At 61.4% G+C, this 12,573-nt stretch carries 13 protein-coding genes; 11 read left to right on the top strand and 2 right to left on the bottom strand.

Going from position 1 to position 12,573, the window contains the following annotated elements; genetic code table 11:
- Positions 1–269: 269 nt before the first annotated feature.
- The 7 genes from MCUHO_RS07270 (at position 270) to MCUHO_RS07240 (ending at position 5,557) form a co-directional block, all read left to right on the top strand.
- On the top strand, positions 270–512 hold the full coding sequence (locus tag MCUHO_RS07270) for a 4Fe-4S dicluster domain-containing protein (protein WP_067075893.1): 243 nt from the start codon (positions 270–272) through the stop codon (positions 510–512).
- Positions 512–1,075, top strand: a complete 564-nt coding sequence (locus MCUHO_RS07265) for a hydrocarbon binding protein (contains V4R domain) (protein WP_067075890.1) — start codon at positions 512–514, stop codon at positions 1,073–1,075. Before MCUHO_RS07270 ends, MCUHO_RS07265 begins: the two co-directional genes overlap by 1 nt.
- A gap of 10 nt (positions 1,076–1,085) precedes the next feature.
- Complete coding sequence (locus MCUHO_RS07260) at positions 1,086–2,003, top strand: NADH-quinone oxidoreductase subunit B family protein (RefSeq protein WP_067075887.1); 918 nt, start codon at positions 1,086–1,088, stop codon at positions 2,001–2,003.
- On the top strand, positions 2,000–3,367 hold the full coding sequence (locus MCUHO_RS07255; RefSeq protein WP_067075884.1) for a Ni/Fe hydrogenase subunit alpha: 1,368 nt from the start codon (positions 2,000–2,002) through the stop codon (positions 3,365–3,367). The genes MCUHO_RS07260 and MCUHO_RS07255 overlap by 4 nt, the downstream gene beginning before the upstream one ends.
- Before the next feature lie 10 nt (positions 3,368–3,377).
- Positions 3,378–3,725, top strand: coding sequence for a roadblock/LC7 domain-containing protein (locus MCUHO_RS07250; protein ID WP_067075881.1), 348 nt, complete (start codon positions 3,378–3,380; stop codon positions 3,723–3,725).
- Positions 3,726–3,729: 4 nt separating this feature from the next.
- Entirely contained in the window at positions 3,730–4,401 is a 672-nt protein-coding gene (locus tag MCUHO_RS07245; RefSeq protein ID WP_067075877.1) for a roadblock/LC7 domain-containing protein, read from the top strand.
- Positions 4,402–4,618: 217 nt separating this feature from the next.
- Positions 4,619–5,557, top strand: a complete 939-nt coding sequence (locus MCUHO_RS07240) for an ornithine cyclodeaminase family protein (RefSeq protein ID WP_067075875.1) — start codon at positions 4,619–4,621, stop codon at positions 5,555–5,557.
- Positions 5,558–5,731: 174 nt separating this feature from the next.
- On the opposite strand, the gene tes is transcribed toward MCUHO_RS07240, so the two are convergent.
- The gene (tes, locus tag MCUHO_RS07235; RefSeq protein WP_067075872.1) at positions 5,732–7,201 is read right to left on the bottom strand and encodes a tetraether lipid synthase Tes; all 1,470 of its coding nucleotides are present in this window, start codon (positions 7,199–7,201) and stop codon (positions 5,732–5,734) included.
- 142 nt (positions 7,202–7,343) lie between these two features.
- On the opposite strand from tes, the gene MCUHO_RS07230 reads away from it, so the two are divergent.
- Genes MCUHO_RS07230 through argF form a run of 4 tightly spaced genes read left to right on the top strand, consistent with a single transcriptional unit; the run spans position 7,344 to position 10,595 of the window.
- Positions 7,344–7,844, top strand: coding sequence for a CDP-2,3-bis-(O-geranylgeranyl)-sn-glycerol synthase (locus MCUHO_RS07230; protein ID WP_067076238.1), 501 nt, complete (start codon positions 7,344–7,346; stop codon positions 7,842–7,844).
- Positions 7,838–8,350 carry an orotate phosphoribosyltransferase gene (pyrE, locus tag MCUHO_RS07225; protein WP_067075867.1) on the top strand — a complete coding sequence of 171 codons (513 nt, stop codon included), beginning with the start codon at positions 7,838–7,840 and terminating at the stop codon, positions 8,348–8,350. The genes MCUHO_RS07230 and pyrE overlap by 7 nt, the downstream gene beginning before the upstream one ends.
- Positions 8,351–8,376: 26 nt before the next feature.
- Positions 8,377–9,669 carry a phosphoribosylamine--glycine ligase gene (purD, locus tag MCUHO_RS07220; protein WP_067076234.1) on the top strand — a complete coding sequence of 431 codons (1,293 nt, stop codon included), beginning with the start codon at positions 8,377–8,379 and terminating at the stop codon, positions 9,667–9,669.
- Positions 9,666–10,595 (top strand): ornithine carbamoyltransferase, encoded by a 930-nt coding sequence (gene argF, locus MCUHO_RS07215; RefSeq protein WP_067075864.1) that lies wholly within the window; start codon positions 9,666–9,668, stop codon positions 10,593–10,595. The genes purD and argF overlap by 4 nt, the downstream gene beginning before the upstream one ends.
- Positions 10,596–11,428: 833 nt before the next feature.
- Here the strand turns inward: argF and MCUHO_RS07205 are convergent.
- A complete protein-coding gene (locus MCUHO_RS07205; protein WP_067075861.1) occupies positions 11,429–12,298 on the bottom strand; it encodes a glycine betaine ABC transporter substrate-binding protein in 870 nt (289 codons plus the stop codon).
- Positions 12,299–12,573: the final 275 nt, after the last annotated feature.

Below are 12,573 nucleotides of genomic sequence, written 5' to 3'. Positions count from 1 at the left end.
GGCCTATCACACCCATTACCGCCTTTTTCTACCCGGTCTTCGCATGAACAGCACAGGTAGTGACCCGTGCAAGCACAAGGCAGAGTTCGCCGGTGCCGGCTCCAGCCGCACGAATATTTTCTGCATGAGAGCTAAAAGGCCCTGTACAACCGGCAAGCGGAACGAAACGAACCAAAATCCGAAATATTCTTTTCCGGGATGGATCCTTTTAGCGAACAAACTATATACTTTTAATAGCAGGAAGTGTTAATCACCTTCTGAGGCTCGCAATGGAGATACATGTGGATAAGGACGCGTGCGTCGGGTGCGGTCTTTGTGTCAAAGACTGCCCGATGGATGTGTACGAACTCCAGAACAACGTGAGTGTCGCGGTCAGGCCGAACAACTGCATGGGATGCCTTTCCTGCCATGAGATCTGCCCGGCCCAGGCACTCGAGCACCGCGGCATCTACGCCGCCCGGAGACACTACATCGACATCAAGGTTTGTGAAATGCTTCGGAAGGTGATTTGATGAGCGCTGGATATATCGATGAGATGCACGAGGCTTTTCACTCCGATCTCGTCTACCGTTCCGAGGATATTCCCCTCGAGTGTTCGCCCAAGCCAAGAGAGATGGAACATACGCTTCACGGCGTGATGAAACTCAACGGCCTCGTTATCAGGTCGCTTGAGGAGATCGCCGGCCGTGGAGCGAACGCAGTCACCTACCGTGCCGGAAAGAAGTTCGGCCACGAGGTCGCCCAGTACTTCCAGAAGCGCGAGGACGTGGAAGGGGCGCTTCATGAACTCTCCGACCTGCTCCGGGGCCAGTACTCGTTCGAGGTCTGGAAGCCCGAGGACAAGGAGACGTTCATCATCGAGGAGAACGGCGAGACGTTCATCTACCTCGTCTTCCACGACTGCATCGTCCGCCAGACGCTCCGTCGCAATGGTCTCGACCAGGGCGGCCCGCTCTGTCAGACGCTCTTCGGGTACGTCGTCGGCGCGGTCGAGGAGATCACCGGCAGGAAAGCCAAACTGGAGATCGTTCACACCGGCCCGAACGCCTGCCTGAAGAAACTGGTTCTGAAATGAGGCGAGGACGATGAAGATTGCTATTGAAGAACTGGCAGGATGTTCGGGATGCACGATCGCGGTGCTTGACCTTCACGAGATGCTCCTCGATATCGTCGCGGAAGCGGAGATCGTCTACTCCCCGGTGATCATGGATGTCAAGGAGCCTCCTGAGGGTATCGATATCGCGTTCGTGACGGGAGCCGTCCGGAACGAAGAGAACCGCGAGCGTCTGGAGAAGATCCGGAAGCGGTCGAAGACCCTTGTCGCACTCGGAACCTGCGCCTGCTACGGGGGCGTATCGGGTCTCTCGATGCTGAGTTCGAACGAGGATCTCTTCTCCTGCGTCTACCGGGAGGTGGAGACGACGAAGCCCGACGGGGTCATCCCAACGGACGTGCCGCCGTTCCTCTACCGGGCGTTCGCGGTGGGCGACCTCGTGAAGATCGATTACTACGTCACGGGCTGCCCGCCGAAAGAGGCGTTCTTGAAACAGATCATCCCGGCAATGGTCGCGGGAGACACCCTCGAACTCTCGCGCAAGTCCGTCTGTTCGGAATGCGACAGGAAGATGGGGACGGTCGAGAACTGGACGCTCAAGCGTCGGCACGAGGGTATTCCCGATCGCGAACACTGCCTGCTCGGACAGGGCTACCTCTGCCTCGGGAGCGTCACCTTCGGGAGATGCGGCGCATCGTGCCCCAAAAACAACATCCCATGCCACGGGTGCAACGGCCCCTCGCTCGATATCCTTCGCGAGCCCTGCCGGGATATCTACGGCATGATGGCGCGAAGAATCTCAGATCTCACCGATAAGCCGCAGAAAGAGGTGGAGAAGGAACTCTACGACGTCGCACACACGATGTATGCCTTCACCATCGGGAGCCTGATCATGGAGGACAAGGAGAACTCAAAGATCCGGGATCTGGTAAAGGAGAGGAGCAGATGAAAGAGATCACGATCAACCCGGTGACCCGGATCGAGGGTCATGCCGGCGTCAGGATCAACCTCAACGATCAGGGACAGGTCGACTCGGCCCACTTCCAGGTCGTAGAACTGAGGGGGTTCGAGAAGTTCCTTATCGGCGCTTCAATCGAGGAGGCACCCCGAATCACGCCCCGCATATGCGGGATATGCCCCTCGGCACACCACCTGGCTGCAGCGAAGGCGACCGACCAGATCTTCGGCGTCGAACCGCCCGCGAACGGAAAGAAACTCCGGGAACTCCTGAGCATCGGGCAGTTCATCCACTCGCACGCTCTCCACTTCTTCATGCTCGCGGCTCCGGACTTCATCCTGGGCCACGACGCACCTGCGGAGAGCAGAAACGTCATCGGGCTTGCCCGCCACTCGCCGGATCTCGCAAAGAAGGCGATCGCGGTCAGGAAGTTCGGCCAGCGCCTGACGGAGGCGGTCGGCGGCAAACCCATCCACCCGTCGAACGCGCTGCCCGGCGGGATGTCGGCACCGCTCACGGAAGGAAAGAGAACCGAGCTGGTGACCATGGCGAACGAGGCTCTCGGGATCGCGCGTGAGGGATGGGAGATCGCTCGCGGCCTTCTCGACGGCGTCGATATGGAGCTCGGAGCAGTAAAGACCGGATTCCTCGGCATGGTCAACAACGGGGTCTACTCGACCTATGAAGGGCCTGCTATGATGCTCGGGCCGGACGGAGGCCAGCTCGGTTCGTTCTCGGGCCAGGACTACACGAACTTCATCGAGGAGTACTCGGAGGACTGGTCGTACCTGAAGTTCGCCCGGTTCAAAGGCGGAAACTACTACCGGGTCGGGCCGCTCGCCCGGCTCAACATCGTGCAGAAGATGGGCACGGAGCACGCGGACGCCGCTCTCGCGGAGTACCGCGAGCGTTTCGGCACCGTCACCCAGGCCACGCTCGCATACAATCTGGCGCGCTACATCGAGTTCATCGCCTCGTGCGAGCAGGCCGTCCAGTTGCTCTCCGACCCGGGCGTCACCGCTTCAAGCATCCGGACGCCGGTGGGAGGAGTCGTGAACCGCCGGGGCGTCGGGATCATCGAGGCACCCCGGGGCACTCTGATCCACGACTATACCGTCGATGAGAACGGCATCATCGAGCGGTGCAACCTGATCGTGGCGACCTGCCAGAACAACTACGGGATGGACCGCGGCGTGGAGGATATGGCACGCCGGGTGGTGGAGAACGGAGCGCTGACCGAGGGGGCAGCAAACCGCATCGAGATGATCATCAGGGCGTATGACCCCTGTATCTCGTGCGCGACACACGCGATCGGGAGAATGCCCATGAAGATCGAGTGCGTTCGGAGAACATAGGAGATAAAACATGCTTAAACAGATCCTGGGAGAATTCCTGAAACTTGACGGGGTTACCGCCGCAGTCGTGGCGGGGCGGGACGGCTTTGTGATCGAGAGCGTCGTTGCCGGGGACGTGGACGTCGAGGCCCTGGGCGCGATGGCGTCGACAGGTATGGGTACGTCCGAAGCCATGAGCGACGAACTCGGGAAGGGCGAGATGAGCCAGATGCTCATCGAACTGGAGAACGGGCCCATCCTGCTCTCCCCGCTCTCGGAAGACGAGCTGATCGCCATCGTGGCGAACGCGAACGTTAATGTCGGGAGAATCCGCTACGAACTGAAGAAGAACAGGGATCGGATAACTGCTGCTCTGTGAGACGATGCTACCCGACGGCATCTCACTTGGACGACTGCAGGGGCCTCTCTCGGCCCTTGCGTCAATCAGCCCTCACTTCACCGGAGCGTTGCGTGTCAGCGAGCCCGGAGGAACCGGGTTCGTCCTGGTTCAGACCGGGAAGCCATATGCAGCCGCGTTCGAGAACAGCAGCAAAGGTTTGCTGCTCAGTGGAGACGAATCTTACAGATACCTGCTTGACCGGCCGTCGCTCAATGCCGAACTCATCGCCTACACCGCCGGGGAGACCGAGGCAGCCCGGGAAGCCTCCCGTGAGGCCGGGTGCCTGCTCACCGAGGGCGATGCAGAGCCTTCTTCCCGGATTGGGTCGGTGGAGACGAGTTGCCTCGACCAGATAGCGCGGCAGCCGGGCGTCGTTGCGGTCTCGGTCTTCCACGAGGGGTTTGCCCTTCAGTCGCTCGGCTCCGCGGACTTCGAGCAGGTGGCTGCGGTCGCCGAAGACCTGCTCCGTGCCGGCACCCGCATCACCGGCGATATGGAGATGGGCGATCTCTCCCAGATGAACCTCGAGACACCGACAGGGAAACTCATCATCGCACCCTACGGCGATCTCTCTCTCTGCATCCTTGCAAAGCCGGATGCCAACCTCGGCCTGATCCGGCTCGCGATACGGGGGATGCAGGAGAACCCCGAGTGAGAGGCGGTTCCGGCACTCCCGCTCTCTTCCCGGTGAACCGCACCGACGGTGCACGCGAGGCCCATGTACGGGAGATCCCGTACGCACTCTTTTCTTGCCGCATTGTATGAGCGCACCAAACAGTTGATATCTCCGCTCGCTGGAGTAGTCACATGCATCTCTCGATCAAATCGAGGAGAACGGCGAGGCGATCCTGCTTTCGCGGGGTGATCGCCCTATGAAGTATTACCCGGTTCATGCGGGGTACCCGCCGTATGCCGAGGTGAACCCGGCGGTTGAAGCGGCCTTTGCCGAGCATGGGAGGGGCAATGTTCAGATGCCCCCGAAGGTCTACGTGACGTTCGTCGAGAGCGGGGATTTCCGGACGATGCCGGCATACCTCCCGGCCCGGGGGATTGCCGGAGTGAAGATCGTCAACGTTCACCCGCAGAACCGCACGAGGGGCCTCCCCACCGTCATGGCGCTCACTGTCATCATCGATATAACAACCGGTATCCCGACGGCGATCATCAACGCCACCGAACTCACCGCGCTGCGAACCGGGGCGGCGGGCGCCATTGCGGCGAAGTATCTCGCGCCCCGCCACCCCATCACCCTCGGGATCGTGGGGGCCGGCCGGCAGGCGGAGGCGCAGGTCGAGGCGACGGCCGCCTCGCTCGCGATCGAGGAGATCCTGGTCTGGAGCAGGAGCGAGAAGAGCGCGGAGGCTTTTGCAGAACGTTACTCCGAGTACAACGCCCGGAGCGTCCCGCTTGAGCGCGCCTGCGACTGCGACGTGCTGACCACGACGACGCCGTCGACGAAACCGGTCGTGATGGCGGACTGGATCCACGAAGGGACGCACATCAATGCGATCGGAGCGGATGCCCCCGGCAAACAGGAACTGGATCCCGCGATCCTCGCGAAAGCCGAGGTCTTCGTCGACGACCCCGGCCAGGCGGCCCACTCGGGCGAGATCAACGTCCCGGTCGGCACCGGGGACTACGACCCCGCCCGGATCGCGGGGACCCTCGGCGAGGTCGTCATCGGGAAGAAAGGACGGTCGTCCCCGGACGCCATTACGATCTTCGACTCCACCGGGCTTGCCATCCAGGACCTCGCCATCGCCGCCCTTGTCCTGCGGGACGACGGGGAGTACGAGCTGCCGTTCCCGTGAGGTCGGCCTTGCGGGAGCCGCTCCCCGGGGGCCGAACCCCCTCCGGAATTATGCTTCAGGGAAGTCGTTCCTCGCGTGGAACCGTATCCTTATCTGCTCAGATTAACGCACGCAAAAGAGTATTCAGGGAAGAGATCGGTCAACTCCCTCCCCGTCTCGTATAAGGCAGGCGAGTTACTCGTCCGTCCCGGGCTCTGCGAAGGCCTTCCAGACCTGCTCGCGGTAGACCGGGCCGCTGTTGTAGGTGCAGAACGGGATCAGGCGGCCGTCGGGGGTCGCGTAGTGGATGCAGCACCGCTGCACCCGGGAGAGATCGTAGTTGTATCGGTCCATGAAGTGCATCGTGCCGATGAAGAGGGCGTTCCAGTGGAACTCACGCAGGGCCTCGAAGTTCTGCATGATGAGAGCCTTCCCAATCAGTTTCATGAACTCCCCGGTGTTCTTCTGCTCCGCCTTCCTCGTGGAGCCGTAGAGGTCTTTGACCCCCTCGACAAGGGTCACGTACTTGTTGAGCGACCCGCCTTTCGCGAGGTTCGCCGTCATCTTCTCGACCGACTCGAAGAAGGCGTCGACGTCCACCATCTTGTTGACCGGAACCATCCCTTCGTCGGTGACGAAGACGTAGGTCGCTGCGCCGCAGTGCTGGTGCGTGGTGAACGTGATCTGGGGTTTGCCGGTATACGTCCGAACGAGTTCGGAGATCGGAACGACACAGGGCACCGGGTAGAAGTAGTCCTTCTTGATCACGCCGTCCGTCTGCTCCTCGATCCGCTCCGCAAGCTCGGGGATGGTGATCCGCTCGTTCCTGACGTCATCCTCGCTTGCGGCCCCGGTGAACGCCACCGGCTGGAAGTTGACGCCCCGGATGGTCTTGATATGCTCGGCGGCGTACTTGATGATGGCCCCCACCTCGTGGTCGTTCCTGCCCTTGATGACCGTGGGCACCAGCACCACCCCCATGCCGATCCTCTCGCAGTTTTCGATGGCCCGCCGGTCGCTTGCGAGTTTCGAGTTCGTCTCGCGGGACACGCCGTCGAAGTGGAGGTAGACGGTGGAGAGCCCTGCCTCTTTGAGCTGCCTGGCGTAGTCGGGCTCCTGCGCAAGCCGTATACCGTTCGTCGCGACCTGCACCTGGGACATCCCGAGTTCTTTTGCCTTCCGGATGATCTCGGGAAGATCGTCGCGCATCGTCGGCTCGCCGCCCGAAAACTGGACGGCAGGTGCCGGGACGGGCTTCTGCTCGCGCAGCATGCGGAGCATCCCGACGACCTGGTCGAAGGTTGGTTCGTAGACGAAACCGCATGCCCTGGCGTTCGCAAAGCAGAAGTCGCAGTTGAGGTTGCACCGGTTCGTCAGATCGATATTTGAGAGCAGCGTCGTCGACCGGTGGTTCTCGCAGACACCGCAGTCGTTCGGGCATCCTGCCGGGGAAGCAACTTTCTGTGGGTTCGAGATCCCATCTCCGGTGTGCTCGTAAGCGTCGAATCTCCGGTACATCTCTGCGTCGGACCAGTAGAGGCCCCGGTACGCACCGTGTTCCGGGCAGGTACGGACAAGCCAGACCTTACCCTCCTCCTCAACGATATCGGCATCGAGCACGCGACCGCATGTTGGGCAGAGGCTCTTCGTCTTCTTTATCAGCATTCTCTCACCGTGCCCACCTTTTCATTCGTATCTCATGTTTCGACACTTTAATCTTTATATTTACTGATTGTACTGGATATTGACAGTAATCAGTACAGACATCGGCTACTGGATTTTCGCCGGGCTCGCGGCACTCTGGATCATGCTTCCGGCATACGTGCCGAACTCAGCGGCTGCACTCTTCGGCGGCGGGAGACCCATCGATCTCGGACGGACGTTCTCCGACGGGAGGAGGATCTTCGGCGACGGAAAGACGTACCGCGGATTCTTTGGCGGCGTCCTCTCGGGGGTGCTGGTAGGTCTCATCGAGATCTGGGCGGCTGCCGCGTTCGATCTAGGTGCTCTTCCCCAGCAGACGTTCCTCTCCATCACCCTCCTCGCGACCGGTGCGCTCCTCGGGGATCTCGCTAAAAGTTTCCTGAAGCGGAGACTGGGGAAGGGACGGGGAGAATCCTGGTTCCTGGCAGACCAGTACGACCTGGTCGTCGGTTCCTTCCTGCTGATCCTCATCTTCGACCCCCAGTGGTTGTCCTGGAACATCACCATCCCCATCGCAGTCTGGATCGTCGTCATGACGCCTCTCCTGCACCGGGTGGTGAACATTATCGGCTATTACATCGGAGTTAAAGAGGTACCATGGTAAACCCAATCGCGACACTGTTGCTTGAGTGCGGGGCTATCGAGTTCGGGGAGTTCGTCCTCGCCTCAGGAGCCCGGAGTTCTTACTACATCGACATAAAGGCTGCGACGACGAATCCCGCCGTCCTTGGAGAGATCGGGAGAGCCATTGCCGAAGAGGAGGAGTTCGAGATGGTCGCCGGGGTGGCGGTCGGCGCCATACCGATCGCCGTCGCCGTCTCGCTCGCGAGCGGCCGGCCGTACGCGATCATCAGGAAAGAAGCCAAAGATCACGGCAAAGCCGGGACGATCATCGGCAATGTTGCCGGGAAGAACGTGCTGCTGGTCGAGGACGTGACCACATCCGGGGGGAGCGCTCTCTACGGTCTTGAGGCTCTTCGTGCCGCGGGCGCGCACGTCGACCGGGTAATGACCGTCGTCGACCGTGAAGCGGGCGCTCGCGAGGCACTTGCAGAAAAAGGCGCGTCTCTTCTTGCACTTGTGCGGGTCAGCGAGCTGCTGGACGGATAAACATTTTTTAAGAGCGGGCATATATGATGGATATGAAAGTACTCGTTGTAGGCGGTGGTGGCAGGGAGCATGCGATCACCAGGGCGCTTTCCTGCAACAGTGACACGAAGATCTTTTCTGTCATGGCACGTAAGAATCCGGGAATTGCCCGGGTCGCGGAGCGGGTGCTCCTCCAAAAAGAGACCAATATCGAGAAGATAATACCATTCGCCACCGATTGCGGAGTCGATGCTGCAGTCATCGGGCCGGAGGCCCCCCTCGAGGCGGGCATCGTCGACCACCTCGAGGCGGCGGGGATACCGTCTCTCGGGCCGACGCGTGCCGCGGCCCGGATCGAGACGGACAAGGCGTTCTGCCGCCGGCTGATGGAGCGGCACGGTATCGCGGGGTGCCCGGATTACCGGGTCTGCCATGACCCGGAGGAGGCGCGGCGATTCATCGAGTCCTACGACGGCGACCTCGCGGTCAAGCCGATCGGGCTCACCGGCGGGAAGGGCGTGCGGATCATGGGCGAACACGTCGATGTGGCGGGAGCGGTCGAGTACGCCCGGGAGATCGGGGGGGACGTCGTCCTGGAAGAACGGCTCGTGGGTGAGGAGTTCACCCTCCAGACGTTCGTCGACGGCGAGCACCTGGTGCCCATGCCGCTCGTGCAGGATCACAAGCGTGCATACGAAGGGGACGTGGGACCGAACACCGGCGGCATGGGCTCCTACTCCCTGGCGGATCACATGCTCCCCTTTGTCTCCCGCCGGGACTACGAGAAAGCCCTCCGGATCATGGAAGATACGGTCGCGGCCATGCGAGCCGAAGGGACGCCATATCGCGGGGTTCTCTACGGCCAGTTCATGAACACCCGCGAAGGCCCGAAAGTCATCGAGTTCAACGCCCGCTTTGGTGACCCCGAGGCCATGAACGTCCTCTCGCTCCTGGATTCGGACTTTGCCGGGATTATCGGCCACATCATCGAGGGCGACCTTGCGCCGTCGCACGTCCGGTTCGCGAAGATGGCGACGGTCTGCAAGTACCTCGTCCCCGAGGGCTACCCCGATGCGCCGAGAGCTGACGAGCCGCTCACCCTCGGCGACTACGGCGACGCCCTGCTCTACTACGCAAGCGTCGAGGAGCGGGCCGGGACGCTCCATACCCTGACGTCGCGGGCGCTCGCGTTCGTCGGGAGGGGCGAGACGCTCGAGGAGGCCGAGGCGATAGCCGAGAAGGCGGCGTCTTCCGTCTCGGGAAGCGTCTTTCACCGCAGAGACATCGGCACCCCCGAGCTCCTCGAAAAGCGGTGCCGCCACATGAGGGAGATTGCATGAAGAAGGATTTTCTCTCGATCCTCGATATCGACGAGTACGAACTCGAGAGCATCGTCGCCGACGCGGTGCGCCTGAAGCGCCTGAAGTCAGCGGGAACCGCGCATGAACTCCTGAGGGGGAGGAGCCTCGGGATGATCTTCGAGAAGGCGTCCACCCGCACCCGGGTCTCGTTCGAGGTAGGGATGTCCGATCTCGGCGGCCACGCGCTCTTCCTGAACCCCCAGGATATGCAACTCGGACGGGGCGAGGAGATCCGGGACACGGCACGGGTGCTTGCCCGTTACGTCGATGCGGTGATGATCCGCGCCTACAGCCACGCCACCATCGAGGAGTTCGCCCGATACGCGAATATTCCGGTCGTCAACGGCCTTTCCGACCGCCTGCACCCCTGCCAGGTGCTGGCCGACATCATGACCTTGAGCGAACGGTTCGGCGACCTTCACGGCCTGAAACTCGCGTGGGTCGGGGACGGCAACAACGTCTGCAGTTCCTGGCTTCTCTCCACCGCCCTGACCGGGATGGAGGTTGCGGTTGCGAGCCCGTCGCGCTACCGGCCGAAGGACGAGATCGTCGACCAGGCACGGGCAGCGGGAGGAAAGGTCACCATCGTCACGGACCCGGACGAAGCGGTCAGGGACGCGGACGTCCTCTACACCGACATCTGGGTCTCGATGGGCGACGAGCAGGAGCGTGCCGAACGGCTGCAGGCGCTCAAGGGCTACACGATAGACTCCCGCCTCCTCGCGCAGGCGTCCCCCGACGCTCTCGTGATGCACTGCCTCCCCGCCCACCGGGGCGAGGAGATCACCGACGAGGTGATGGAAGGGCCGCAGAGCATCGTCTGGGATCAGGCCGAGAACAGGCTCCACGCGCAGAAGGCGCTCCTCGTGCGCCTGATCGCGGGCGGGATGACGTCGGTCGATTGAAATATCGTTGCAACTGTTTCACCCGGGTTCACGGGTGAGAACGATTGTGGGCTCTTCCCGGCCGGAAGCCATAGGGTTCCCCGGTGGGGGAGCCCGTCCAGGGATTTTTAGCGGACTGTGCAACTCGCACCTTGTAGTAATCTAGTTCCATTTCTGACGCATCGTTGTGGCTCGAAACCAGATAACGCCTCAAACTCGAATATACGGCCCTAACCGTGAGAAATCCCGGGACACTGGACCGTGGGGATATCGCCACGCACTGCCCCCGCCCCGAGGTGTGGGGTGCGACGGGCCATAGGGCCGGAGCATGAGCACCGAAGAACGATGTTCCATCAGGAACGGAGTTCGAGCACCGCAGGTGCGAAGGTGCGAGTGAGGAGCGCGAAGCGCGGGCGGGGTGGGGGCAACAGTTAGGGGCTTACATGGTAGAGACAGGGGAGGGGGCAGGCCCCCCTTCCCACCTGACGGTGGTCGAGCTCTGCTCCTTCGGAGCATCGCACTCCCCGTCGGCCCCTTCCCCAATGGCGATAAACGATGCGTGCCCGAAGGGCAGGCGGAGTTCGAGCACCAAAGGTGCGAGTCTCCCACGGTCCACAGTATGGGAGAACCTGGAAATGTAAAGGGTCCCGGCTCGCTCCCGGGATAAGGCTTTCCGCCAGGCTAGCACCAGGAGGTGTTCGAACCCTGTTCCTGTCGAAACATCGTTTATCGCCATGGCTGCCCCGCTCCTCAGGAAGGGGAGGAGGCCGAAGGCCAGGGCAGGTGAGTACCACCAGATAACAAACCGGCAGAGTATGCGAAGCGTTTAGAGCGAGTTGGAAAAAAAGAGAGGGTTATGCGTTCCCGAGCCAGACGTCGACCTTGTCGCGGTTGGCGTCGACCCACTTCTGCGCGGCTTCCTCTTCGGACATGCCGCCCTCGATATCGGTCATGACCAACGCGATGTCCTCGGCAGTCCACTCGAACCGCTCAAGGATGGCGTGGGCCTCCGGGTCGTCTTCCGCCAGACCCTGGCGCGCGAGAGTCACGACGTCCTCGGCCCCGCCGTAGACGCCCTTCGGGTCTTCGAGGAACTTGAGGTCGAAGCGGCCGAACTTCCAGTGCGGCGACCATCCGGTCACCACGACCCACTCCTCGTTGTTGATGGAGGAGGAAAGTTCAGTTGCCATGCCGGCGCTGCTGCTCGCAACCAGCTCGTAGTTGAGATCGTACTCATCGATGGCCTGTTCGGTCCGGGTCATGATGCCCGCACCGGGCTCGATGCCGACGATCCTGCCGCCGAACTGATCCGAGACGTCGTTCATCTCCTCGATCGAGTCGATGGTCACGTAAGTCGGGACGACAAGCCCGATACGTGCCGCGCCGGGGATATTTTCATTGACGTAATCGATCTGGTCGCCGTACTGCTCCCAGTAGTGCTCGTGGGTGTGGGGGAGCCATCCGGTCGTCGTGAAGTCGACGTCCCCGCTGGCGAGCGCCTGGAAGAGCGGTCCTGCGTCGACTGCGACCATTTCGACATCGTATCCCGCTTCTTCAAAGACCTGCTTCATCACGTTGCTGCTGGCAATTGCACAGTCCCACGTGACGTAGCCGATGCTGACCTTTTTTGCCTCAGTTTCCGTACCGGTGCAGCCGGCAGAGAAGAGGCAGAGTGTCAGAATTAAGCCCGTCAGTGCGAGCAGGCTTCCAATTTTTCGAACCATAATTCACCTTATAGATTTTTGTCCCGCCAGAAGGCGGGTAGATTGCATTCAGAACCCGGCTGTGTGGGGTTCCGGGCTCTCACGAACTGTCCGGGACGACGAAGGCGCCGTTGACCCGGACATAGAGCAGAGGTGGCGGTAAATGCCACTCCTGGCGTGTTTGCACCCCAGGGCAAAAAGGCCAGTTTTTGACCGGTTCAACGTATGGACTTAACCCTATTTAGGTTTTACGGGTTCTGTTCGACAAACGGAGGTCTTTTGAAACCGGATTTCAA

This window comes from Methanoculleus horonobensis, from assembly GCF_001602375.1.
GTDB classification, from domain to species: Archaea; Halobacteriota; Methanomicrobia; order Methanomicrobiales; family Methanoculleaceae; genus Methanoculleus; species Methanoculleus horonobensis.
Note: the sequence above shows the minus strand (reverse complement) of the source record. Positions and strands in the feature narration are given on the sequence as shown.

What these genes read in the sequence shown, in the direction of transcription:
- MCUHO_RS07250 (WP_067075881.1), top strand. Translation starts at nt 3,378, where the DNA reads ATGCTTAAACAGATCCTGGGAGAATTCCTGAAACTTGACGGGGTTACC.
- MCUHO_RS07205 (WP_067075861.1), bottom strand. Translation starts at nt 12,298, where the DNA reads ATGGTTCGAAAAATTGGAAGCCTGCTCGCACTGACGGGCTTAATTCTG.
- MCUHO_RS07270 (WP_067075893.1), top strand. Translation starts at nt 270, where the DNA reads ATGGAGATACATGTGGATAAGGACGCGTGCGTCGGGTGCGGTCTTTGT.
- purD (WP_067076234.1), top strand. Translation starts at nt 8,377, where the DNA reads ATGGATATGAAAGTACTCGTTGTAGGCGGTGGTGGCAGGGAGCATGCG.
- pyrE (WP_067075867.1), top strand. Translation starts at nt 7,838, where the DNA reads ATGGTAAACCCAATCGCGACACTGTTGCTTGAGTGCGGGGCTATCGAG.
- MCUHO_RS07230 (WP_067076238.1), top strand. Translation starts at nt 7,344, where the DNA reads ATGCTTCCGGCATACGTGCCGAACTCAGCGGCTGCACTCTTCGGCGGC.
- MCUHO_RS07265 (WP_067075890.1), top strand. Translation starts at nt 512, where the DNA reads ATGAGCGCTGGATATATCGATGAGATGCACGAGGCTTTTCACTCCGAT.
- tes (WP_067075872.1), bottom strand. Translation starts at nt 7,201, where the DNA reads ATGCTGATAAAGAAGACGAAGAGCCTCTGCCCAACATGCGGTCGCGTG.
- MCUHO_RS07260 (WP_067075887.1), top strand. Translation starts at nt 1,086, where the DNA reads ATGAAGATTGCTATTGAAGAACTGGCAGGATGTTCGGGATGCACGATC.
- MCUHO_RS07245 (WP_067075877.1), top strand. Translation starts at nt 3,730, where the DNA reads ATGCTACCCGACGGCATCTCACTTGGACGACTGCAGGGGCCTCTCTCG.
- MCUHO_RS07255 (WP_067075884.1), top strand. Translation starts at nt 2,000, where the DNA reads ATGAAAGAGATCACGATCAACCCGGTGACCCGGATCGAGGGTCATGCC.
- argF (WP_067075864.1), top strand. Translation starts at nt 9,666, where the DNA reads ATGAAGAAGGATTTTCTCTCGATCCTCGATATCGACGAGTACGAACTC.
- MCUHO_RS07240 (WP_067075875.1), top strand. Translation starts at nt 4,619, where the DNA reads ATGAAGTATTACCCGGTTCATGCGGGGTACCCGCCGTATGCCGAGGTG.